The following is a 23,506-nucleotide window of genomic DNA, read 5'->3' as shown; positions in this document are numbered from 1 at the left end:
TATGCCTGATAAGAGAATTGTTATAACCGGTATAGGTCCCATAAGCTCTATTGGAATAGGCAAAGATAAACTTTGGCAGGGCATTCTCCAGCAAAGAACTAATCTAAAGCTTGAGAAATGCACTCTTGATGGTGAGATTTGGGATCAATTCTATTTTCATAAAGTTGAAAATTTTGATATTTCAGATTTTGGAATAGATAAAGACAAATTAAATGATATTAAAGAATGGAAGGAGGGCGAAGAAATAATTGATTTAAATTATCTTATCGCTGCTATTAAGCTGGCCTTGGATGACAGCGGGCTAGAGTATAATCGCAAGGATAATAACATCAGCCTGGTATTGGCTCACGAAAATCTTGGACTAATGCCATTTGGTTTTAAGGTAAGTGATCTCGCTTACGAAATGCTAATAAATAAAAGAAAAAAGGATATTTCTAAAAAGGTTTTTTTTGATAAGTTTTATCGCGCTTTCCTGAAAAGCGGATACGATATTCAAACCTTCGCAGATTTATTCCACATTGCTAGAGTCTTTAATATTCATAATTATTCATTATTTATTAATAATGCCTGTGCTTCAGGTTTATACGCCATTGAAGCAGCAAGTCAAATAATAAGAAATAACCAAGCCAAAGCTGTTATTATAGCAGCTTCAGACTATCCTGATATATATAAGTACTTGTGGTTTCATGAGTTAGGAATATATTCTCCTGACGGAATGGTTAGGCCATTTTGTAAAGATAGTAACGGTCTTGTTTTTGGCGATGGTGGTGCAGCCATTGCAATAGAAGATTTAGAACATGCTAGAAAACGTAAGGCACAAATATACGCCGAATATCTAGGCGGGGGTTTTGATCTTGAAGGCTGGAAGATTACTGTTCCCCAAATAGGAGGGAACTCATATCAAAAAGCAATTTCAAAAGCACTAAAAAATAGTGGCATTGATAAAGAAAAGATAGACTTTCTTTGTCCGCATGGTGTAGGATCTCAGCCGATTGATTATTATGAAGCTAAGGCAATAACCGATGTTTTTGAAACAAATCAAAAAAAACCTTTAATTTCAACCTTTAAACCTTATGTGGGACATAATTTAGGTGGTAGTGCTTTATTAGAGGCGGCGATCCTTTTGTTGGCACTCAAAAATGGCATAGTACCAGCAACGCTAAACTATGATAAGCCAGATCCAAAATTTAATATTTCTTTAGTAAAAACAGAAATAAAAAGCAAGCTTAATATAATAATGAAAACCTGCTGTGCATTTGCAGGCTTTAACGCCGCAGCAGTGTTTAAGAAGATAGATTGACTATGAAAAAAGACGAATATGATGTAATAATTATCGGCGCTGGTATAGGCGGATTAACTGCTGGTAATATACTTGCCAAAAATGGCATGAAAGTCTTGATTTTAGAAAAAAATCAGGTACCAGGTGGAGCTGTAACTACTTTCTATAAAGATGGTTATCCAATTGACATAACCCATTCTTTATGTGGTATTAGAGAAGGGGCGGTTGTAAATAGAATTTTTGATTATTTAAATATAAATGAAAGGTTCGAATTTTTAGAATTAGAAAAACCTTTTATTTATATACCTAAAAATCAAAATAAACCAATATTTTGTTACGGGGATTTTAGTAAATACGCCGAAGAATTAAAACTTTATTTTCCTGCCGAGCATAAAAATATTAAAAAATTATTTAATGAAATAACAAAAATATGGCAGCATGAAGCGGTAAAAAGCTATTCTAATCCATCTTTGTCTATTTTGTTTTTGTATCCATTTTTATTTCCGCACCTTTTTAAATACAGAAATTATACTTTTGAAAAGTTCTTAAATAGGTTTATAAGTTCCCCTGCGTTGAAAGAAATTATTTCTGTTTATTGGCTTTACCTAGGATTAGAAAAAGGTGCTGTGTCAGCGTTGTATATGATATGTTTATTAGGGGCATATCATACAGATAAAAGCTGTTTTGTAAAAGGGGGGTTTGGAAGGATTCCAGTTATATTGGCTTCGAATTTTGAAGAATTAGGTGGGAGAATATTGTATAACACGGAAGTTGATAAAATTCTTTTAAATAGTAAAAAGGTAACTTACGGGGTTAGAGATAAAAATAATAATGAATATTACGCTAAAAAAATTGCCTCTAATATCGATAGTAAAAAAACATTTTTAGAATTAATCGAGAGAAGATTTTTACCGCAAAATCTTATTAATAGAGCCGTAGAATTAAAGATGTCTTGTTCTGCGATACAAATCCATTTGATAGCTGAGGCAGAGTTAAATCGAGACTTTTTGTCTGTTGGGACGATAGTACTGCCACTCCGCATAGATTTAGAAAAAAGACTAAAGATGTTGTTTAAATTTAATTCACAGTCGTATACTAAACCAGTGTTATCAGTAAATATCAATTGCTTAAGCAATTTTGATAACTTTGATTCAGAGAACATTTATATTTTTAATATTGGTTGGCTGCCTGCAAATTACATTTTATGGAAAAAATTTATAAATTTGTATGGAAGGAAAGAATATGAAGATTTAAAGAGCGAAATCGTTCAATTAGTAATCAAAGAAATTAGGAAATTTTGGGTTATAAAAAAAGTAAAGCTTAGCAATGTATTAACTCCTGTTTCTTTTGAAAAATGGCTTAATGCAACAGAAGGAGCAATTTATGATATTGCAGCTAGTCCTCAACAAACACTTCTTAGAAGATTCCATAATAAGACACCTATAGAGAATTTGTTTTTAGTGGGCGCCAAAACTTTTCCTGGCGCAGGTATTCCGGGTGCTCTAATTTCTGCCACCTCTTTCTCTGATATTGTGTTAAAGGGTAAATTAACGAATGGAAAAGTTGCTTTATAAGCAAAAACGATAAAATGAAAAATTTTAATAAGTGTGATTACGACGTAGTGATTATTGGTGGAGGCATTAGTGGGCTTATCTGTGGTTGTTATTTGGCAAAAAGAGGGGTTAACACTTTAATTGTGGAAAAAAATATAAGTCCGGGAGGATATTGTGCTTCTTTTGTTAGACAGGGTTTTTTCTTTGATGCCTGTGTTTGTTCTTTGAGCGGTTGTGGTAAAGACGGTAGCTTGCAAAGAATTATTCAAGAACTTGACTTAAAAAATGATTTAGAATTTATTAATTATGAGATTAGAGATATTGTAATAACCCCAAATTATAAAGTCAACTTATATGGTAGCGTTGGTAAAACTATTGGGGAACTGCAAAGGTATTTTCCAAAACAAGAAAAAGCTATAAAAAAATTTTTTGAAAAAATATTATTCTCTCCTATTACTTCTCTTTCAAAAATGAGAAACACTTCTTTTAAGAACAACCTTGATTTCTATTTTACTAATGAAGAATTAAAGACTATATTATCTATTGTATTATTAGGTTATACAGGTGTTCCTCCATCGCGATTATCAACTCTTGCGGCATATTTACTTTATAGAGACTTTATTTTTGATGGAGGGTATTACCCATTAGGTGGTATGCAGAAATTTTCAAATGCTTTAGCAAATAAATTTTCTGAATTCGGAGGGACCGTTACCTTAGCTACAATGGTAAAAAAAATTATACTCGAAGACAATATTGCTAGAGGTGTTATATTAGAAAGCGGAAAGTCTATTTTTTCTAAAGTTGTTATAGCTGCTTGCGATCTTCATGAAACTTTCCATAGTCTTATCGATGCAACGAAGGTTCCTAAAACAATTTCTAATAGAATACATACTAGAGAAACGTCTTTGTCGGCTTTTTTAGTTTATTTGGGAATCAGTAAAGATCTGGATAATTTACCTGATTTAAAATCACACATTTGGATTATAAATAATAATTATAATAATATTGAGAAAATTTATACTAATCTATTGAATAAGGAGTATGATTACATTGGAATAACCAGTTCATCTGTAAAGAATAACTCTTTCTTAGATAAAAGGAGCACAAAAGAGTCTTTATTTCTATTTGTTAATATGCCTTTTGTAAATGAAAGATTTTGGAATGAAAATAAAAAAAATGTAATTAGTGGAAAAATGATAAAATTAGCTGAGAGATTACTGCCAGATATTACAGAGCATATAAAGATAAAAATCATTGCCACTCCTTTTACTCTATTTAAATCAACGTTGAACTATAAAGGTTCTGCGTATGGCTGGGCAGATACAACAACGCAATTTTGCGATCCCAATTTCTCACAAAAAACAAAAATAAAGAATTTGTATTTAACTGGGCATTGGTTGAACAGGAGTAGCGGAGTAAGCCCTGCCGCATACAGCGGCATTGAAACTGCAAAAATACTTCTTGGTGAAATTTTTAAAATTTAGATTTAAAAAAGCTAAAAACTTATGAGTCCAAGCCTATTATCAATATTTGGTGGCTTAATCTTTTTTACTTGCTTTACTCTCGCCATTATAATTTCAATTTTTGGTAAACTAAAACTTCATAAATATTGGGTTTTATTTAATATTGCCAATGCATTTTGGGGCCTCAGTTTATTTTTTGTCGGCAATAAAACTTTGGATATTAATGGGGCGATTTTCTGGTGGAAATTTGGCCATTTCTGGGCTATGTTTATCTCCATAGCCTTTTTACATACGGTGTTAGAATTATGCGCAATTAAGAAAAGAAAAATATTATACTTTTTCTATATTGTTGATCCAATATTTTTTATCTTTCTAAATTTTTCAAATAAGATGGGATATAAACTTGAGTTCATGTTCAACTCTTTTTATTACGTCAGGGCAGTTAATAGTATTTATGTTATCGCGACCTTGCTTTGGTTTAGTTCTATTTTGTATGCCTTCACTATTTTAGTTAAAGAATATATCAATTCAACTGGAGCTAGACAAAACCAACTTAAATATTTACTTTTTCCTATTTTTATAGCATTTATTGGTGGTTGCTCCCATTTTCTACCTACATACGGCATAAAAGTTTTTCCTTTCAATATTATAATGGTCTTCTATCCGCTTATTGCAACCTATGCTATTTTAAGATATCGCATTATGGATATCAGGGTTGCTGTTGCAAAAGGAGCGATTGTTGGAGTTGTATATACTTTAGTCTTAGGCATTCCTTTTGGCCTAGCGGGTTGGGGGAGAAATTGGTTAATGAGTATTTTTGGTAAAGGTTGGACTTGGGTTCCAATGTTGGCTCTGCTTTTGTTTGCTACCACTGGTCCTTACTTATTTATGTACTTACAACAGAAGGCACTAAATAGACTTTTGGCCGATGAGAGACATGCCCACAATCTATTACTTAAAGCGTCTCAAGGGATGGTCCAAATTAGAAATCTGAGAAAACTTCTTGGTCTTATAGTGCATTTTATAACTAAAGCTCTTAAGACAGTCAACGCTCAAGTATTTTTGTCTGATCAAAATTTAAATCAATATACTCTAAAATCAACTCGTTTTATTAGTTCGAATAGGGTAAGTCTGGATGTCAATGAATCTCTTATCCAGTATCTTGGTAATGAGCAATGTCCAATTGTTTATGAAGAATTAAAGTTTCTCAATCTTACTTATTCTCAAATGAACGATTTAGAGCTTGTGATGAAAGATTTAAATGCATCAGTGATTATTCCGTGTCTTGTCGAAGATGCGCTTCTTGGCTTTTTAACCTTAGGAGATAAAAAAACCGGAAGGATGTATACTCAGGATGACTTAAATGTGTTGACTACATTGGCTAATCAGGCAGCGCTGGCTATAGAAAATGCTCAATTTTACGAAGAGGTACAACGCACACAAGAACAGCTTTTCCAAGCTGAAAAAATGGCTACGGTTGGAACTATGGCAGATGGTCTGTCACATCAAATAAATAATAGATTTCAGGCATTAAGTATGATCGCAGGAGATACAATTGATACTTTAAAAATTACTAAAAAAAGGAGGATTCCAGCGGAAATAGAAGAAGTATTTAATCAGGTCGAGCATGCATTAGAGAAGGTACAAGATAACGTAAAAAAAGGCGGAGAGATTGTCAGGGGTTTGCTTAAATATTCCAGACCTGGAGAACAAGGATTTGAATCAGTTTCTTTGGATTCAATTGTTGATGCAGCCTTAGAAATGGCACAATACAAGGTCAAATTAAGTGAGATAGAAATCAAGCGTAGTTACAGTAAGAATCTACCTAAAATAAAGGGGAATCTTACTCAGCTTCAAGAGGTCTTTTTTAATTTAATCGATAACGGCTATTTTGCTATTAAACAAAGAAAAGAAGAGTTAAGGCAAGATGATTATAAAGGAATAATTGATATTCTTGGTCAACAAAAGGATGACAAATTACAAATTAAAGTATCAGACAATGGAATGGGTGTAAAGAAGGAAGATTTTGATAAGCTCTTTACCCCATTCTTTACCACTAAAGCGTCAGCAAAAAAAGGCACTGGCTTAGGGCTTTTTGTTATACAAAAAATCGTCACCAATAACCATAAGGGTAAGATTTCAGTTGAATCTACATATAAAAAAGGTACAACTTTTATAATTGAGTTGCCTGTTGCATAATTAACCTTATTTCAACCTCACTTCCTATCCCAAGTTTACTTTCAATCTTAATTCTTCCACCATGCTCTTTAATAATTCCATGAGTAATAGATAAACCTAAACCTGTTCCTTTGCTTGAGGTTGTGAAGAAGGGGTCAAAGATATGAAGAAGCGATTCTTTTGAGATGCCTTTACCCATATCTTTAATGGCAACAATTAATTCGTTGTTTTGCTGATTTATTGTAACAGTTAATATCCCACCGTTTGGCATCGCCTCAATGGCATTTAGGAAGATATTTAAAAAGGCCTGTTTTAGCTGATTAAAATCAGCCTTTAGTTGAGAGTTTAGGGTATTGTATTCTCTGATTAGTTTGATTTTGTGTTTCAAAAGGTCATTGCTTAAAAGAAGGAGAGTTTCATCGAGGAGCTGGTGGATATCGCAAGGCTTTAATTTAAGAGGAGTGGGTTTAGCAAAATCAAGTAATTGGTGGACGATGTTATCTATTCTATCTACTTCTGAGCTGACTATCTTTTTAAATTTAGCAATAAATTCAGGCTTATTTTTATTTCTTTCTAAATACTCCGTAAAAGTCTTTATGCTGGTTAGAGGGTTTTTGATTTCGTGCGCCATACCTGCAGCAAGAGTTGCTACTGCTTTGAGACGTTCCGAGCGTCTTAGTTCCTCTTCGAGGCGTTGCTTTTCTTCAGCGAGAGAGGAGAGGGTGCCTTTGAAGAAGCGTTTGTCAATGAAGTTTTGGATAGTATTTTTGAGCGGGGTGAAGAGAAGAGCAATGGTAAAAGCAGCTAAAATTGAAGCAACTATTGAAGTATATCCAGCGAAACGGAATAAAATTCTTTCCGCCAATAAAACAGAAAGTAGATAAATAGTAGTTATTAGTGTAATTAAAACAGAATAAATAAAACCTTTTTGAACTACTAAGGAAATGTCCATTAATTTATGACGCAGAATTGCATAAGTACCAATAATCGAATATAAAGCAACACCGAAATTACCAAAGGGATAAATAAATGAATAAGGGAGATCAAAAACTGGAAACAGCGTAGCGCCTCCCCCAATGAACCCAGTAAGAAAGGCAATTATAAGGTATTTTGTTTGTAAATGTAGCTTTCCAGTGGATTTTTTTAATAGATTAATGAGAACTTTAGTACCAAAAAGAATAACAGTGGTCCAACAAAGAAACATTATAAAAAACATTAAATTTCCTGTGGGATAATAAGCAACTCCAGATAAAAGTCTTAATTTATTTAAAGTAACGTCCGTAAAAAGAGATAATATTGCAAATAGAGAAGCTTGTATATATGAAGCTACCAAACGCACTGGTTGTCTAACCATAGCAAAAATACAAGTGGTGTGATAAAAAAAGGGAGCGATAAATAAACCTCCTACTACTGCAATTCGCCACCATAGGTAGGATTCAGCAGGTGATGTTGATTTTCCAATAAAAAAACAACCCAACCCCCAAACAAATACTACAAGATTCATCAAGAACCAGATTCTGTGAATCTTAGTTCTCCCATAAATCTTAAGTAATACCATGAGGATTAAAGAAGTAAGTGAGATAAAAAATCCAGTAATTAGTAAAATATTCATAATTTAGTTCTTGTATTTATATGCTTGTAATGTGATTTCTGCAGTAAATATTTGAAATCCTTCGTGTTAATTTTGTCTAATAGCCACTAAGATTTTTTTAATTAACGAGAATATACAGCTAATAGAAAATAAATTAATTGTTTTTTCTATAATTTTAATGTAATCTTGACTTTGCTCCCCACCACAACCCTACTCTTTATTTCAATCTTCCCCCCATGTTCTTTAATGATACCATGTGTAATCAAAAGGCCTAAACCAGTGCCTTTGTCTGAAGTCGTAAAAAATGGATCAAAGATATGAGGGAGGTCTTTCTCGGGAATGCCTTTTCCTGTATCTTTAATAATTACCGCTAATTTGCTGTTTTGTTGATTCGTTGAGACGGTTAAAACGCCGCCGTTTAGCATTGCTTCGATCGAATTTAAAAAGATATTTAAAAAAGCTTGTTTAAGTTGGTTGGAGTCGGCTTGGATATAATATTCTTGAGAACGATAATCTTTAATTAATCTGATTTTATGTTTAAGCAGATCATTACTTAGAAGGGCAAGCGTTTCATCCAAGATCTGGTTTATATTACATTTCTTTAATTTTAAAGGTGTGGGTTTTGAAAAATCTAGCAGTTGATGAACTATGCTATTAATTTTATCTACTTCAGAACCAACGATTTTCTTGAATTTAGCGATGAATTTAGGTTTTTCTTTGTTTTCCTCAAGGTATTCAGTGAAAGTCTTAATACTAGTCAAAGGATTCTTGATTTCGTGCGCCATACCTGCAGCAAGAGTTGCTACTGCTTTGAGGTGGTCAGAACGTCTGAGTTCTTCTTCAAGACGCCTTCTTTCCTCAGCAAGAGAGGCAAGGGTGCCTTTGAAGAAGCGCTTATCAATGAAGGATTGGATAGCGTTTTTGAGGGGTGCAAAAAGTATGGCAAAAGAAAATATGGCTAATAAATTTATCAAAAATGATTTATATCCAAATAAATTCTGGAAGATATCACCAATGGTCAAGATAAAAACCAAGTAGAGAGCTGTAATTATAGTTAGAAGTATAGAGTATGCCAACCCCTTTCTAAGCACTAATCGTATATCCAACAATTGGTGTCTAAATATTGCATAAGAAACTAAAAAGACATAAACAGGCACAGCATAGGTGCCGAAAGGATTGAGTATAGGTATATCAATGTTGTATACATGAAAAAAGTTAGCGCCCCCTCCTATGTAGCCTATTAAAGAGCCCCAAAAGAGATAGTTAAGCTGGGAACGTTTAATACCCTCTGAGCGTCTTAATGTTAAAAATAATTCATAGAGGCAATAAACCACGATACTTGTAAAAAATAAAAGGACGTAGATATAGGCTGGACCCGGAATAACCTGATATTTTACGTAAAATTTAGGTACAACATCTGCTATCAATAAGTTTGAATTACAAATTCCTGTAAAAATGAGACTTATTAAATAGGAAAATATTAAAACTAATTTACTTTTTTTAATCTTTAAAAAGGAAATTATGAAATGAAGAAAAAAGGTAGGGATAAAGAATATTCCAACCTTTTCAATCCTAGCAACATGCAAGGCAAAATCTTTATGATGAGCACTAATTAAAAATACCTCAAGAATACTCCAAAAAGCTATGCTCAAAGAATATAAAGCGAACGTCCTGTTAACTGCATTTTTTCTATCTTTAAGAAAAACGAATAAGCCAATTATGAAAGTTGTTAAGAATGTTAAAGAAAGCGAAATTGTTAAATTAAGAAATAATAAATTCATATTTTTAACTTCACCTCAACCTTACTTCCCATTCCAACTTTACTTTTAATCTCAAGTCTTCCACCATGCTCTGTAATAATTCCATGAGTAATGGATAGTCCTAAGCCTGTGCCTTTATCTGAAGTAGTATAAAAGGGGTCAAAGATATGAGGGAGTGATTCTTTTGAGATGCCTTTACCCGTATCTTTAATGGCGACAATTAATTCGCTGTTTTGTTGCTTTGTCGTAACGGTTAATATCCCACCATTTGGCATCGCCTCAATGGCATTTAGGATTATGTTCAAAAAGGCTTGTTTTAGTTGATTTGAGTCAACTTGGATTTGAGGATCTTGGGTTTTATATTCTTTGGCGAGTTTTATTTTATGTTTAAGTAGGGCGTTGCTTAGCAGGATGAGGATTTCATCAAGTAGTTGTTGGATATCACATTTTCTGAGTTTAGGTGGAGCTGGTTTAGCAAAATCAAGGAGTTGTTGGACAATATTATCAATCTTGTCTACTTCAGCGCCGACGATTTTCCTAAATTTGGCAATAAATTCAGACTTGTCCTTGTTTTTTTCTAGATATTCAGTAAAGGTTTTAATGCTGGTTAAGGGATTTTTAATCTCATGAGCCATGCCGGCGGCCAGAGTAGCTACTGCCTTGAGGCGCTCTGAGCGTTTCAGCTCCTCTTCGAGGCGTTCTCTTTCCTCTGCTAATGAGGAGAGGGTACCTTTGAAGAAACGCTTATCGATGAGATATTGTACTCTATTTTTCAAGGGCGCAAAGAAGAAAGCAATGAGAAAAATCGCAAATATATTAATTATGGAAGTATACCCTAAGAGACCTCGAAAAAGTTTTTCGATAAATAAAACAAGAACTAAATAAATTGCTGTTATTAATGCGAGTAAAGTTGAATAAACAAGACTCTTTTTAATAGCTACTTTTATATCCATAAATTGGTGTTTAGCTATTGCATAAGCCATAACCATCGGATATATACTAACAAACCCATTACCTATTGGCGGAATAGGAATATTATAGAAAAGAAAAAAATTAGTCGAACCACCGCCAAATCCTATAATGGTTGCAAATAGAATATATTTTAACTGGGTATATTTTACACCTGAAGAATGGCGGTATGTTTTAAATAATAAATAAATACTACTAAGAATATAAAAGAAGAAAATACCTGTGAAAAGATGGAAGGCTATTCCTGGTAAGGGCCAATATTTGAATACAAGTCGCTTGTCTACACTACTTATAAACAATGGAGTAAAAACCGAAGCCAAAAGTATAAAACTAGATAAATAGGCATAAAATATAAATTTACGTTTTTGCTTATTTAATCCTAAAAAAGTTGTGATGTAGTGAAAGTATGTAGAGTAAATAAAAGAACACCCTATAAATAAAGAACGAGCGTATAGTAGCGCGGTAGATTTATCATCTGCTAGCAACCATAAAAAATAAGTATAGCACCATATCGCAACGCTTATGCAGAATAAGAGAAATCTTTTGTATAATATATTTTTCCTGTCTTTATTAAAGACGTAGAAACCAACGACAGCAATCAATATTGCGTTTATCAGGGCTGAAATAGAGTAGTATATCATTTTAAGGAAGGGTTAAAAGATGTTTTTGACCTTCTTTGCAATTTGTTTTGACTCAAATGGTTTGACAATATAGTCTATTGCGCCGAGTTCCTATGTCTTATTAAGAGCTTCTTCCAAATAATATTAGCTCATATATCATGGTTTTGCTTTGGGCAGATTACGGGGAGAAATATTCAGGAAAGCTATCTTTAATTACCTTCTTTATGAAAATAACAAAATTCTTAGTTTCTTCGTATAATTCCTTTGTCTCTTTTTCTGAAATGGTTCCTGCTTTATCATAATCAGAAATATTGCGCTTTTTGCGGCAACCGTCAAAATAATTAACAAGTCCCGATTTGTCTTTAGGTAATATCTCTTTTAAAGCCTGCCAGGTAATATAATGGTGTGATTCGCTGGCAGGTACATATCCGTAACAAAAAAGCAAGGCAAGTGCTGTTTGAAAAGCGGCATTATAGGTAATATTAAATTTTCTATCCTGCGAAAGTCCACTTAAAGAAGCATCTTTTAGATCTCTTCTAATAAGACCAAATATTGCTTCCATTTCTTCTTTGCTTGTGGTATGTTTTTTTAATTTACCTATGCTTAACCAATTTTCTAAGGTCATCTTCCATTCCTTTTATAAAGATTTTTGGCTCTCTTATAACTGAATTGATAAAGTGGTCTTTTCTCTTTATTCTTTCAATAAATTCTTTCTTAGAATATACTACTTGATTTATTTCCCTAGCAGTTTCATCTTGAATTACAGAGACGATATTCTGTAGTTTCCTTGAGTTGATTTCCCCTATAATGAAGATATCAATGTCACTCGAAATGTTTTCGTCATTCTGAGCATAAGAGCCGTAGATAAAAGCCAGTTCTACTTCCTTTTCACTAACCAATTTTTCTTTTATTTTACTGCCGATGCCTACTGTTTTTAAAATTATACTCTTTAATTCCTTAAATAAAGCGAACTCACTATTGACTGTGTAATATTTCCTGTTAGCTTCTGTGTTAGCCTTAAGAAGCCCTGCTTTTTCGAAATTGTCAAGCTGACGTCTTACAGCAGTATAGGGTATTTTTAAAAGTTTCTCTATCTGTCTAGGATAGTACCTGTTTTTTGGATTAAGCATAAACAGTTTTAGAACCTGAATTCTTGAATGGGATGAAAAAAAATTAGTTAACATAAATTAACTCCTTTTGAGCACAAATTGATATAATCTTAACACAATATGTGTTCATTATAACATAAGGAAGTAATGTGTCAACATTGTCTAGTTTTCTATACTTATACATACTAAATTATATGTAGGCCTCTTTGACCTTTTTTAAAATAGACTTTGACTCAAATGGCTTGACAATATAGTCAATCGCACCGAGTTTAGCTGCTTCAGTAGCAGTTTCAACACTTTTGTAACCAGTTACTATAATTACCTTTAAGGTGGCTGAGATAGATTTTGCTTCCTTAAGGATGTCTAGGCCAGTAGTCTTAGGCATTTTAATATCAAGTAGAAGAAGTCCTATATTCTTATCATTCCTTAGGTTATTCAAACATTGCTCTCCATCAGCAGCAAAAACTAATTCATAATCCTTCTCAAGGATCAAATTCAAAGATTCCCTAATGCCTTCTTCATCATCACAAATTAGAATTTTCTTGCGCATATTTCCTCCTGTCATTTATAGCATTGGCGGGGTTGTTACGCATATAATTTTTGTTTCGTTTTTACCTATATTTTTATAAAAGTGGGGAAGAGCGCCATCAAAGTAAAGAGAATCACCATTATTTAATATGTACTTTTTGCTTTCAATTTCTACTTCAACGCTTCCTGAAATTACAAAGATAAATTTTTCCGTGCCAGATTTAGCCTGTTCTAGTGTGGTTTTACCGCCAATTTCAATTTTAAGCAATATCGGCATCATTTTTTTGCTTAAAACTGATGTGGTTAAAATCTCATATGAAGCTTTGTCAGGATGGAGGAAGACGTCAGAACGTACACCCTCAGATTGAAACTCCACTTTTTTTACTTCAGGCTCTATATCACTATAGAGCTGAGGTAAATTTAACCCTAGCGCTTTAGCAATAGCCATGTGTGAATCTAAGGTACCCATCATTTTGCCATTTTCAATCCGGCTTATGGTTGCAATAGCCACTCTTGAAGCCTGAGATAATGCCTCCAAAGTTAAATGCTTAGCTTTTCTTAAGTCTCGAATTTTTTCACCAATTTGCATATTGACCACCTTTTTATTATAAATTTTTCAGATAATCCCCATCTTTAAACTGGTCTTAATTTTCCATTTAAAGGTTATCATAGATGGGTAGATATGTCAAGAAAAATTTGCTGAAAAATCAAAAATAATTTTATAAAATACAAATCTTTTAGCAAATTGTATTCATTATATATTTATAACATTAATATTTTTAAATAGTTACATCATTATATATTTATTTGCATTTTTTGCAAAATATGATTTGACAAATCATCAAATTTATGTTATACTTGTTTTTAATGAAAGCGCAAACCTTAATATGTATAATAGTTGCAATAACATTTGTTTTGGTTGCGCTTTTATTTTTATATATTCAAGCCTCAAGTGCCCGCCCAAGAATTATTCCTGAACAAAACGAATTTCATGAAATTGATGCCATCAGCGAAAATTTGATAACTACCTTAAAAATTAATCCAATTAATCCAAACATGATTTATGCAGGTACAGATAGATTCCTATATCTAAGCCAGGATAATGGCGTCAACTGGCAGGTTGTTACTTCTGTTAAAGCATACATAAATTGTATATATTATGATAAAAGTAATAATATATACGCAGGTACAGATAAGGGATTATTTTGCAAAATTAGTAGTGCAGAACACTGGGGGCTTATCTATTCAGGTAAAGAGGGTAAAGGAGAGAATGTCCTAGCTATTGGCGAAGCAGGAAACAGAATTTTGATAGGTACGCAAAGCGGCCTATATGATTCAGCTGATTTTGGTAAAACATGGAGAAACGTAACAAGCCTAGGTTCTTTGCAAGTTAGTGCCTTATCAGAACCTATTGATAGAGTAATTTATGCTGCAAATGAAAGCGGACTTTACAAATCCGATGTTCTGTTAAATTCTTGGGAGAAAATTTACTATATAAGAAATTTGGACGCTGATGAAACTGAAGAGGATGAATCAGATACAAGTTCAGATTTGATAAACTCGATAATTTCCAGCTCAAATAGACAGGCGTTGTATTTCGCTACTAAAAAGGGAGTTTTTCACTCTGATGCTAAGGCTGAGAGCTGGCAACGATTACCTCGACAAGGACTTTTAAGTAGAGCCATAAATAAACTTATTTTATCTAGCGATAATGAGCTTTTCGCCGCAACTGCTAATGGGCTGTTTAAATTAAACTTTAAAAACAATATTTGGGAAAAAATTTATAAGGGCTTGGACAATGATAGTATAAACGATATAGCAATAAATCAATCAAATGGGGATGTTTTTGTTGCCACCAGCCACGGATTATTTAAGTCAAGTATAAAAAGTCTTGCTGATAGTAATCAAAAATTAAGAGTCTTACTAAAAAATTTTGCCGACGAACCGACAATTCTAGAAGTTCAAAATCAAGCTATTGAATATGCAGAAGTACATCCTGAGAAGATTAATAACTGGCGAAGGAAGGTCTCAAAAAAAGCACTGATGCCTAAACTAACACTAGATGCTGACAGGTATGTTACTGATCTTTATCATTGGGATGCAGGACAGACTCCCGATGCCATACTTAAAGGAGATGATACGGTTTCATGGGGCGTAAGTCTAAGCTGGGATTTTGGCGATTTAATCTGGAATTCAGATCAAACAGCTATCGATACCCGCTCCAGGCTTATGGTGCAATTGCGCCAGGATATATTAGATGAGGTAAATAGGCTGTATTTTGAAAGACGTAGGTTACAGATTACATTACTCAAATCGCCTCCAGAAGACGAACTTAAAAAAATAGAAAAAGAATTAAGAATTGAAGAATTAACTGCTGACTTAGATGCTTTGACAGGGGGTTATTTCTCTAGAGAGAAGACTGCGAAAGCTTCAAGGCTAAATAGTTAACTATAAAAAGGAGAAAAAAGAGATGGATAAAGCACTTAAATTTTGCGTGAAGAGAATTTATAAACTTGATGGAGATGGAAACACCAAGGCATTTGTAGACCTAAGCATTGATGAAAGCCTATTAATAAAAGGCTTGCGAATCGTTGAAGGCAAAAAAGGACTTTTTGTCTCAATGCCTAGAGAACAGGGAAAAGATAACCAGTGGTACGATACGATTCGGCCGTTAAACAAAGAAATAAAGCAAGAAATCTCAACTATTGTGCTATCTGCTTACGAGAAAGAAGTTAAGATATAGTAGGAAATACTATGTCTTGCTGCACGTTAGTTTATAAAGTTATTGACTCATTTTATGAAGCCTACAAGGTACTCGGTCTTGGTTTAGATGAAGAAATGTATTGTAGCTTACTGACTAAAGAATTTAGCTTAAAAGGCCTATCTTTCCTAAGGTGTAACGATCTTAAAACTAATTATAACAACGAAATATTTATGTCAGGTTTTATAATTGATGAGAGGATTATGGCCCTAATTAAATCCCGGCCGTCTATTCCTGAAAAATTTGAAGCTTGGCTTTTTAATTATTTTAAAACCGGCAAATACCCATTATGTTTTCTTGTTAATTTTGGTGCCAATAAGTTAGATATAAAATATAGAGTCTATAGGCCCCAGGTTGAATTAGGGCTTTCTATCGCAGGAGGATAAAAATGCGTAAATCATTCATAGTTCTTATAACTTGTTTAGTAATTTTATATGTTTTTACCTTAGAAGGCTCTGCTGCCATCCCGCATCTTGTGCGCTATCAAGGATATCTAACTGATAGTAATAATGTGCCCTTGGATGGTAGTTATAGTCTTACCCTTAGAATGCATGATACAGCAAGAGGCGGTAATCTTCTTTGGAGCGAGACTCAAACAGATATTCAGGTCTCAAGCGGCAATTTCGCTGTATTATTAGGCCAAGTAACTCCTCTAGATATACCATTTGATACAGATTATTGGCTTTCAATAGAAGTTAATTCTGACGGAGAAATGAGTCCTAGGCAGCGCATAAGCAGCGTGCCTTATGCCTATAGAGCAGAAGAGGCTGAAAATGTAGGAGGCATTCAGAAAGAAGAAATCGTCACAATTTCAGATGAGCAAATAATAACGGGCAATAAGACATTTTCAGGGATTTCTAATTTTACAGGAGCTCTGCAACAGAATGCTGTAAATGGCATTCTTCTACCTTCAGGTGCCATATTTTTTATGCTATCTGGAGACTGCCCTATAGGGACTACGGATGTTACTGCTGCCTATTCAGATAAATTTATAAGAGTAAATGCTACTCAAGGGGCTAGGGGTGGCGCTGATAGCCATGATCATGGAGGGATAACGGGAAACCATACGTTGACGGTTAATGAAATTCCATCACATAGACATACCATGACTACAAGGCAGGAGGCTACCGCCGGTGAAGCAAATACAAATATAGCTCATACTGTCAATGCCGGTAATGAATTAACTTCTTTGATTACAGCTTCGGCTGGTGGAGGCGCAGGACACGGTCATACGATTTCAAGCGCAAGTAATGTTCCTGCTTATGTAGCTTGTAAATTATGTCAAGTTGACTAAATGTCAGAACTTATATGATGGAAATATGAGAATAATACGTCTTGCTCTAATCTTTTTTTTCTTAACCAGCATTGTCCAGACAAGTCTGGCTTTTGAAATTGAAAAAATTTTAAAGGATTTAGGCGATACGGACATAATTCAGGCCACCACAGATGTTTTTCAACTTAAAAAATCAACTATTGTTTCTGGGGCGGGAAATACCTACCGCTTAGATACATATAACCTAACTGCAATTATTGGCGAGGCTATTGGTGGCCAATCTTCAAATAGCGCTAATTATGCGCTGTCCTCAGGCTATATGAGCGATCCACAGACAATTCCTGGTTTTGATTCAACGCCGCCAACCACTCCAGTGGTAATCGATGATGGGGATTACACTACTTCAAGCTCTACCCTACATGCCAGCTGGTCAGCTGAAGATCCCGAATCGGAAATAGCCCAATATCTTTATTCAGTACCGGGTATTGTTGACTGGACTTCAGCTGGACTAGATACCGAAATAACGTTAACTAGCCTAGGGCTTAAGCATGGTCAAACTTATTATTTTGAAGTCATAGCAAAAAATAATGCTGGGATTTCAAGTGAAGTAGGCATGAGTGATGGAATCACAGTTAATCTCTCAGAGCCGATAATTTTAATACTTATACCAGAGAACCTGAGTAAGGTATATGCAGAAGACCAACTTGACATTCAAGTTGCTGCCTCTGATAGCGATGGAGACACTTTAGAATATCAAATTATTATTGATGGTGAAATTAAGCAAGACTGGAGTCATTCAAGGATCTTTTCTTGGACTATTAACGCAGAGGAAGCAGGTAAAGTACATATCATAACAGCCAATGTGCGCGATGGCAATGGCGCAGTGGTATCAAAACAATCAAAGGTCTTTATTTTACATAAACCAATTAATCCGCCATTGCGTCCAATATCTAACTCGGGCGAGGGAAGCTGATGGTATCTAAGATTCATAAAATAAATATAAAGAAGATAATCTCAAGTATAATCATCTTTGTTTATGTTCCTGTTTCAACGCTCTGGGGTTTGGACTTTGCCTGGGCCAAAGATGAGAAATCACCTACTAAAAAATCTAGCATAAAATCAACAACAGAGTCACCTAGTAATTCTTCTGATTCTTATCCCTCACTCTCTCCAGAACAGGCGGCTCAAAGGCGTAGTCTAGCTGGTGAAGAAGGCGAAATTCGAGTCCCGATTACGTTTAATAGTCTCAAGTCTTTTCAAACCGACCCTTTTACTGGCGCAGCAACATTTACTGTACCCATAGCTGTTCCTCCAGGCAGAGGCGGCATCCAGCCTAATATAGCTCTATCCTATTCAAGTTCCTCAAGTAATAGCATTTGCGGCCAAGGATGGAATCTTGAATTGGGTGCTATTGAACGCTCAACTAAAAAAGGCGTACCATCTTACACGGATTCAGACACCTATGTGTTTATTTCTGGTGGCTCAACTGCAGAATTAGTAAATATAGGAGGCGGACATTACAGAGCAAAAATTGAGAGTGCTTTTATGGATTTCTATTTTAATGACAGCTATTGGGAAGTTAGAGATAAGACAGGTACAAAATACTGGCTTGGCCAGAGTTCATCTTCTCGTATAGAAGGCGCTCCTGGAGTTTTCCGCTGGGCAATTGACAAGATCTCTGATATTAATTCTAATTATATGCGTATTTCCTACATGAAGGATAATAATCAGCTTTACCCTGAATCAATTCAATATACCGCCTTTAGCAATGATGAAAATTTCCTACACGGAAATGTAGAATTTATATATGAAACCAGGAATGATATCCTTTCTAATTACCGCCCAAAATTTTTAGTTAAAACAACACAGCGGCTTGTTGATATTATTATAAAGGCAGCGGATAACTCGCGCATTCGAAAATACCACATAAATTATACTAATTCGCCTGCTACCGCACGTTCTCTGATTAGCAATGTTACTCAATTTTCAAACGACGATAGCCAATCTTTACCCCCATTAACCCTTAATTATCAACAACCAAATTCTGGCTGGACGCAGACTAACAGCTGGAATATTCCCCATAATCCTGCTGATCAGCATATGGGCGCTGAATTTGCCTCTTGGGTTGGCTTTCCAAGAGACCAAGGGGTTAGGATAATTGATATAAATAATGACGGATATCCAGATTTATTAAAATACGCTGAAGAGTCGAGGCAGATTCAAAAAACCTTTATGCATAATCAGGCTGATGGCTGGTATGAATCAACTAGTGCATCTTGGCCTGATCCAATTACGCTATGCAGCGGGGAGACCAGATATGTATACTTCAATTCTATGGCAGCAGAGTTAAATAAGGGCGGGGGGCTACGTCTTGCGGATGTAAATGGAGACGGCTGGACAGATTTACTTTTCCATTATAAGTCGAGGAATGGATGCGATACTAAAAAGACTTGGATAAACGATAAAAATGGCGGATGGGTTGACGATTCTTCCTGGTATATGCCTGAGGGTTCCGCAATTATCTGGGAACATGAAATTGGCTGTCCTTATGACTGTTTTGAAATTCGGACATTTTTGGGTGTTGTGTTTTCTGATGTAAATGGAGATGGATTGGTTGATATTGTAAAGGCTGCAGAGGGTGTTTGGGATTATGATGGCTATCAAACCTGGATAAACAATGGTTCTAATTGGACATTAGATTCCTCTTGGACGTTGCCTGAAGGTAATTTAACTAATGGTTCCCAATTAACTGATGTAAATGCAGATGGCCTTCCAGATTTAGTAATAGCCATGGATGAAGATCGCAGGACTTTTATTAATAATGGCAGTAATTGGTCACGCGATAGTACCTGGGATTTACCTGTAGGTAAATTCAACGATGGCTCAATCCAATTAATGGATGTAAATGGAGACGGTTGGGCAGATTTATTAATAGCAAAGGATAGTATACGTGAGACTTACATTAATAATACTAGAGGTTGGTCCCGTGATTCTTACTGGGACATGCCTGATGGTGATTTTTCCAACTTTGGCACCAGATTAGTTGATGTTAATGGGGATGGGTTAACTGATATAATTAAACATTACAATAACGAAGGTCCAAAATTATATTTAAATAACGGTTCAATGCCGGACTTGCTTTCTGGTGTAGATAATGGTGTTGGTGGTACTGTAAACTTAACATATGAACAATCCACTAAATTTGATAATCGCAACCAGAGTGGCCAATATGGCTTACCATTTCCTGTGCAGGTGGTAACTACAGTAACTAATCATGACGGACGAGGTAATTCATATACGACAAGTTATAACTATGCGCAAGGCAAATATGATGCTGTGAGCCGTGAATTTCGTGGCTTTGGTATTGTTCAAGGCATTGATGCGGAAGGAAATATCTCTGAAACTCATTTTCTCCAAGATGATACCTTAAAAGGCAGGCCAACTAAACAGACAACAAAAGACAGCTCAGGAAATATTTATTCTAAAACTCAAACTGAGTGGCAATATCAAGACTTATTTGGCGGCACTGTGAAATTCCCTTATGCTGCAAGCGCTGCCAACTTTACTTATAACGGCAACACAACCGATGAAAACGCCTTTGTTAAAAAGACGCTGATTGACAATAGCCATACCTTCGTTAACAATCTTATCACCCAATCTACTGTGTCAGATAAAGGCGACGTAACAATGTCTGATGATCTAGCTGATGACAGAATCATTACTACAAATTTTCTTAACAACGAAACTGAATGGCTTATAGGATTTGTCAATAATGCAGTTGCCTACGATGGTTCTAGTAACAAATTATCTGAAAAGTGGTTTTATTATGATGGCGTCTCTGACTACAATACTGTGCCTACCAACGGTAAACTTACTAAAGAAAAGGTATGGCTGCATAATCCTGTTACTTCAGAAGAAAAAACCATTGCCACTACCTATTCTTATAATAGCTATGGCCAACTGCACAACGCCACTGATGTCTTACATCATACAACAACCACATCCTACGATTATGAACTAAATACTTATCCTGAACAGGTAACTAATAGTCTGAATCATAGTCTGCAAACAAGCTATAATCCAAAAACCGGCCAAATCCTAACTTCAACAGACCCAAATAGTCAGCAAACTACCAACGTCTATGATGAATTTGGCAGACTTATTAAGGTTATCGGTCCTGAAGATAGCCAGACATACCCTGCAGTTTACTATGAATATGACTTGTCAACTACGCCAATAAAAGTAACCAAGCATACAAAAATAAATTATGATACTACACCTGCATATATGGTTACTTATAGCTTTTTTGATGGTTTAGGTCGGCTAATTGAGACAAAATCTGCGGCTGAGGATGATCCCGTGACTGGGAATCCACGTCAGGTTATCTCTGGTCTAGTCAAATACAATAGTAAGGGAGAAATCGAAGAGAAATATTTGCCTTATTTTGCTGAAGGAGAAAGTGAAGATTTTAGCCCACCTAGTTATAGTAGTCCTAAGTTTAGTTTTATTTATGATACATTAGGCAGGCTTATTCAGACTACGAATCCGGACCTGACATATTCCTCAACCAGCTATACGGATTGGACGATTACCAAAACTGATGAAAATGGCCATTGGAGAAAAGAATATTACGATTGCCAAGGCAATCTTATAAGCGTAGACGAATTTAATAATGGGCAAACTTATACTACAACCTATGAATATGATATTCAGAATAACCTTGTTAAGCTTATTGATAGCCAGAATAATACCACACACATTACTTATGATTCTTTGGGCCGAAAAATTGCCATGAATGATCCTGATATGGGAGAATGGAGCTATATTTATGATGATGCAGGTAATTTAGCAGAACAGACTGATACTAAAGGAGAAAGAACCGTTTTTACTTATGATGCAATTAATCGCCTTGCTAATAAAACTATTGGCAGAAAGGCCATAGACTACACTTATGATGAATCAGATATCCAGTATTCAACAGGTCGGCTTACCCAGGTTGATGACCCTGAAAGCACGACCCAATTTCGTTATGATAGATTAGGCCGCGAAACTCGCTCAATAAAGATAGTAAACCCTGAATCCTTTGAGGTAACGCGTACATATGATGCTTTGGATAGGTTGACTTCAGTTACTTATCCAGATGAAGAAACAGTATTATATGAATATGGCAAGAGCGGGCTAATTAAGAAAATCAGCGGCCAAAAGGGAATAGAGGTTAAGAATTATTTAGAAAATGTAAATTATAATGCCAACGGTCAGATTATTCATATTGAATATGGCAATGGAACTTATACAGATTATACTTATGATACGAATACGTTAAGATTACAACATTTAACAACTTATGCTGCTGATGGCTCGACTATTCAAGACCTTGAGTATCAATTTGATGCTATTGGAAATATCAGCGATATTGCTGATAATATCAATAATTCAAATCAAGGGTTTGCCTACGATGATTTAGATAGACTTATTCAAGCTTCGGGTAACGCCTATGGCACAATTAACTATAACTATGACCCTCTTGGCAATATGACACAAAAGGGAGATTTAACACTTGTCTATGGAGAAGATGGTGCTCCGCCACATGCTGTAACGAGTATTATTGGGCCTAATGGAACCACTAATTTGACTTATGATTCAAATGGTAACCTTATTTCAAAAGGCAATAAACTTTTCTCATATGATGAAGAAAATCGTCTTACTCAGGTAGAGGTAATTGGCACAGATTCTTATACTCTAACTCTGGAGTTTACTCCTGGCTGGAATCTTTTCTCGCTTCCTGTAATACCCGATGATTCTAGTGTAGAAGCAGTGCTTGCGCCGATAGAAGGGCAATACGATCAGCTAACCCGCTTTACACCAGCACCGAATTCAACATGCAATTCTGCTTATGTTAATGATGAATCTTGTCACTTTGAACATTATGTAGGTAATGTTAATTTCGATGACTTTAATGAGTTTGAATATGGAAGAGGCTACCAAATTTATATTACAAATCCCCTTGGTGCTACTATTTTAGTAAGTGGAAAAGTACCCAAAGACATACCTGAATTGAATCTTGAAAGCGGCTGGAACTTTATTGCCTCGCCTACTACAGATACAAGAGACGTCTCGAAGGCAATGAATAATCTCATTTATGATGTTGATTATGACCGCTTACTTCGTTATAATAAAGACATTAGTGATTTTGAGTATTTTCGCAATAATCCTCTAACAGATGATTTTTCTCAAGTTGATGCAGGTAAGGCTTATTACCTTTACTCAACTTCAGACGCTGATTGGCAAATAAAATCCGAGTCCTTCTTCACTAAGTTTGAATACGATGGTGATGGAGGCCGGATAAAAAAGATAACGCCTACAAGTACCACTATTTATGTAGGCTCGCTCTTTGAAACGACTGATTACACAGATGGCCAGAC

The 23,506-nt window shown here is 35.0% G+C and carries 17 protein-coding genes; 10 read left to right on the top strand and 7 right to left on the bottom strand.

Features of this window, described 5'->3' with window-relative positions:
- Position 1: 1 nt before the first annotated feature.
- From KJ593_08110 to KJ593_08095, 4 genes are read left to right on the top strand one after another with little or no spacing between them, the layout of a single operon-like run.
- Complete coding sequence (locus KJ593_08110) at positions 2–1,300, top strand: hypothetical protein (GenBank protein MBU2541847.1); 1,299 nt, start codon at positions 2–4, stop codon at positions 1,298–1,300.
- 2 nt (positions 1,301–1,302) lie between these two features.
- The gene (locus tag KJ593_08105) at positions 1,303–2,853 is read left to right on the top strand and encodes an NAD(P)/FAD-dependent oxidoreductase (protein MBU2541846.1); all 1,551 of its coding nucleotides are present in this window, start codon (positions 1,303–1,305) and stop codon (positions 2,851–2,853) included.
- A gap of 14 nt (positions 2,854–2,867) precedes the next feature.
- Complete coding sequence (locus KJ593_08100) at positions 2,868–4,316, top strand: NAD(P)/FAD-dependent oxidoreductase (GenBank protein MBU2541845.1); 1,449 nt, start codon at positions 2,868–2,870, stop codon at positions 4,314–4,316.
- 21 nt (positions 4,317–4,337) lie between these two features.
- The gene (locus tag KJ593_08095; GenBank protein ID MBU2541844.1) at positions 4,338–6,494 is read left to right on the top strand and encodes a GAF domain-containing protein; all 2,157 of its coding nucleotides are present in this window, start codon (positions 4,338–4,340) and stop codon (positions 6,492–6,494) included.
- On the opposite strand, the gene KJ593_08090 is transcribed toward KJ593_08095, so the two are convergent.
- The 7 genes from KJ593_08090 to KJ593_08060 form a co-directional block, all read right to left on the bottom strand.
- Positions 6,469–8,085 carry a hypothetical protein gene (locus KJ593_08090; protein ID MBU2541843.1) on the bottom strand — a complete coding sequence of 539 codons (1,617 nt, stop codon included), beginning with the start codon at positions 8,083–8,085 and terminating at the stop codon, positions 6,469–6,471. The two genes, KJ593_08095 and KJ593_08090, sit on opposite strands and share 26 nt — an antisense overlap.
- Before the next feature lie 146 nt (positions 8,086–8,231).
- Positions 8,232–9,845, bottom strand: coding sequence for a hypothetical protein (locus KJ593_08085; GenBank protein ID MBU2541842.1), 1,614 nt, complete (start codon positions 9,843–9,845; stop codon positions 8,232–8,234).
- Positions 9,842–11,434, bottom strand: a complete 1,593-nt coding sequence (locus KJ593_08080) for a hypothetical protein (GenBank protein MBU2541841.1) — start codon at positions 11,432–11,434, stop codon at positions 9,842–9,844. The genes KJ593_08085 and KJ593_08080 overlap by 4 nt, the downstream gene beginning before the upstream one ends.
- Before the next feature lie 157 nt (positions 11,435–11,591).
- On the bottom strand, positions 11,592–12,038 hold the full coding sequence (locus KJ593_08075) for a hypothetical protein (GenBank protein ID MBU2541840.1): 447 nt from the start codon (positions 12,036–12,038) through the stop codon (positions 11,592–11,594).
- Positions 12,007–12,597, bottom strand: a complete 591-nt coding sequence (locus KJ593_08070) for a winged helix-turn-helix domain-containing protein (protein ID MBU2541839.1) — start codon at positions 12,595–12,597, stop codon at positions 12,007–12,009. The genes KJ593_08075 and KJ593_08070 overlap by 32 nt, the downstream gene beginning before the upstream one ends.
- A 115-nt stretch (positions 12,598–12,712) precedes the next feature.
- Positions 12,713–13,072 carry a response regulator gene (locus KJ593_08065; GenBank protein MBU2541838.1) on the bottom strand — a complete coding sequence of 120 codons (360 nt, stop codon included), beginning with the start codon at positions 13,070–13,072 and terminating at the stop codon, positions 12,713–12,715.
- 15 nt (positions 13,073–13,087) lie between these two features.
- Entirely contained in the window at positions 13,088–13,639 is a 552-nt protein-coding gene (locus KJ593_08060) for an XRE family transcriptional regulator (GenBank protein MBU2541837.1), read from the bottom strand.
- Between the two features lie 278 nt (positions 13,640–13,917).
- Here KJ593_08060 and KJ593_08055 point away from each other — a divergent pair, with 278 nt between their 5' ends.
- The 6 genes from KJ593_08055 to KJ593_08030 all read left to right on the top strand — a co-directional run.
- Positions 13,918–15,498, top strand: coding sequence for a hypothetical protein (locus KJ593_08055; GenBank protein MBU2541836.1), 1,581 nt, complete (start codon positions 13,918–13,920; stop codon positions 15,496–15,498).
- Between the two features lie 22 nt (positions 15,499–15,520).
- Complete coding sequence (locus KJ593_08050; GenBank protein ID MBU2541835.1) at positions 15,521–15,793, top strand: SpoVG family protein; 273 nt, start codon at positions 15,521–15,523, stop codon at positions 15,791–15,793.
- 11 nt (positions 15,794–15,804) lie between these two features.
- The gene (locus KJ593_08045) at positions 15,805–16,197 is read left to right on the top strand and encodes a GxxExxY protein (protein MBU2541834.1); all 393 of its coding nucleotides are present in this window, start codon (positions 15,805–15,807) and stop codon (positions 16,195–16,197) included.
- A gap of 2 nt (positions 16,198–16,199) precedes the next feature.
- Positions 16,200–17,105 (top strand): hypothetical protein, encoded by a 906-nt coding sequence (locus KJ593_08040; GenBank protein ID MBU2541833.1) that lies wholly within the window; start codon positions 16,200–16,202, stop codon positions 17,103–17,105.
- A gap of 25 nt (positions 17,106–17,130) precedes the next feature.
- Complete coding sequence (locus tag KJ593_08035) at positions 17,131–18,057, top strand: fibronectin type III domain-containing protein (GenBank protein MBU2541832.1); 927 nt, start codon at positions 17,131–17,133, stop codon at positions 18,055–18,057.
- A partial coding sequence (locus tag KJ593_08030; GenBank protein ID MBU2541831.1) for a VCBS repeat-containing protein occupies positions 18,057–23,506 on the top strand: 5,450 nt, incomplete at its 3' end. The genes KJ593_08035 and KJ593_08030, both read left to right, overlap by 1 nt.

This window comes from Candidatus Omnitrophota bacterium (genome assembly GCA_018830005.1).
In the GTDB taxonomy this organism is placed as follows: Bacteria; Omnitrophota; Gorgyraeia; order JAHJTE01; family JAHJTE01; genus JAHJTE01.
The sequence above is the reverse complement of the archived record's forward strand: the minus strand, read 5'-3'. Positions and strand labels throughout refer to the sequence as shown.

Coding starts and splice junctions, on each gene's coding strand:
- KJ593_08095 (MBU2541844.1), top strand. CDS start 4,338: ATGAGTCCAAGCCTATTATCAATATTTGGTGGCTTAATCTTTTTTACT.
- KJ593_08035 (MBU2541832.1), top strand. CDS start 17,131: ATGAGAATAATACGTCTTGCTCTAATCTTTTTTTTCTTAACCAGCATT.
- KJ593_08105 (MBU2541846.1), top strand. CDS start 1,303: ATGAAAAAAGACGAATATGATGTAATAATTATCGGCGCTGGTATAGGC.
- KJ593_08110 (MBU2541847.1), top strand. CDS start 2: ATGCCTGATAAGAGAATTGTTATAACCGGTATAGGTCCCATAAGCTCT.
- KJ593_08100 (MBU2541845.1), top strand. CDS start 2,868: ATGAAAAATTTTAATAAGTGTGATTACGACGTAGTGATTATTGGTGGA.
- KJ593_08075 (MBU2541840.1), bottom strand. CDS start 12,038: ATGACCTTAGAAAATTGGTTAAGCATAGGTAAATTAAAAAAACATACC.
- KJ593_08050 (MBU2541835.1), top strand. CDS start 15,521: ATGGATAAAGCACTTAAATTTTGCGTGAAGAGAATTTATAAACTTGAT.
- KJ593_08055 (MBU2541836.1), top strand. CDS start 13,918: ATGAAAGCGCAAACCTTAATATGTATAATAGTTGCAATAACATTTGTT.
- KJ593_08060 (MBU2541837.1), bottom strand. CDS start 13,639: ATGCAAATTGGTGAAAAAATTCGAGACTTAAGAAAAGCTAAGCATTTA.
- KJ593_08085 (MBU2541842.1), bottom strand. CDS start 9,845: ATGAATTTATTATTTCTTAATTTAACAATTTCGCTTTCTTTAACATTC.
- KJ593_08080 (MBU2541841.1), bottom strand. CDS start 11,434: ATGATATACTACTCTATTTCAGCCCTGATAAACGCAATATTGATTGCT.
- KJ593_08070 (MBU2541839.1), bottom strand. CDS start 12,597: ATGTTAACTAATTTTTTTTCATCCCATTCAAGAATTCAGGTTCTAAAA.
- KJ593_08090 (MBU2541843.1), bottom strand. CDS start 8,085: ATGAATATTTTACTAATTACTGGATTTTTTATCTCACTTACTTCTTTA.
- KJ593_08045 (MBU2541834.1), top strand. CDS start 15,805: ATGTCTTGCTGCACGTTAGTTTATAAAGTTATTGACTCATTTTATGAA.
- KJ593_08040 (MBU2541833.1), top strand. CDS start 16,200: ATGCGTAAATCATTCATAGTTCTTATAACTTGTTTAGTAATTTTATAT.
- KJ593_08065 (MBU2541838.1), bottom strand. CDS start 13,072: ATGCGCAAGAAAATTCTAATTTGTGATGATGAAGAAGGCATTAGGGAA.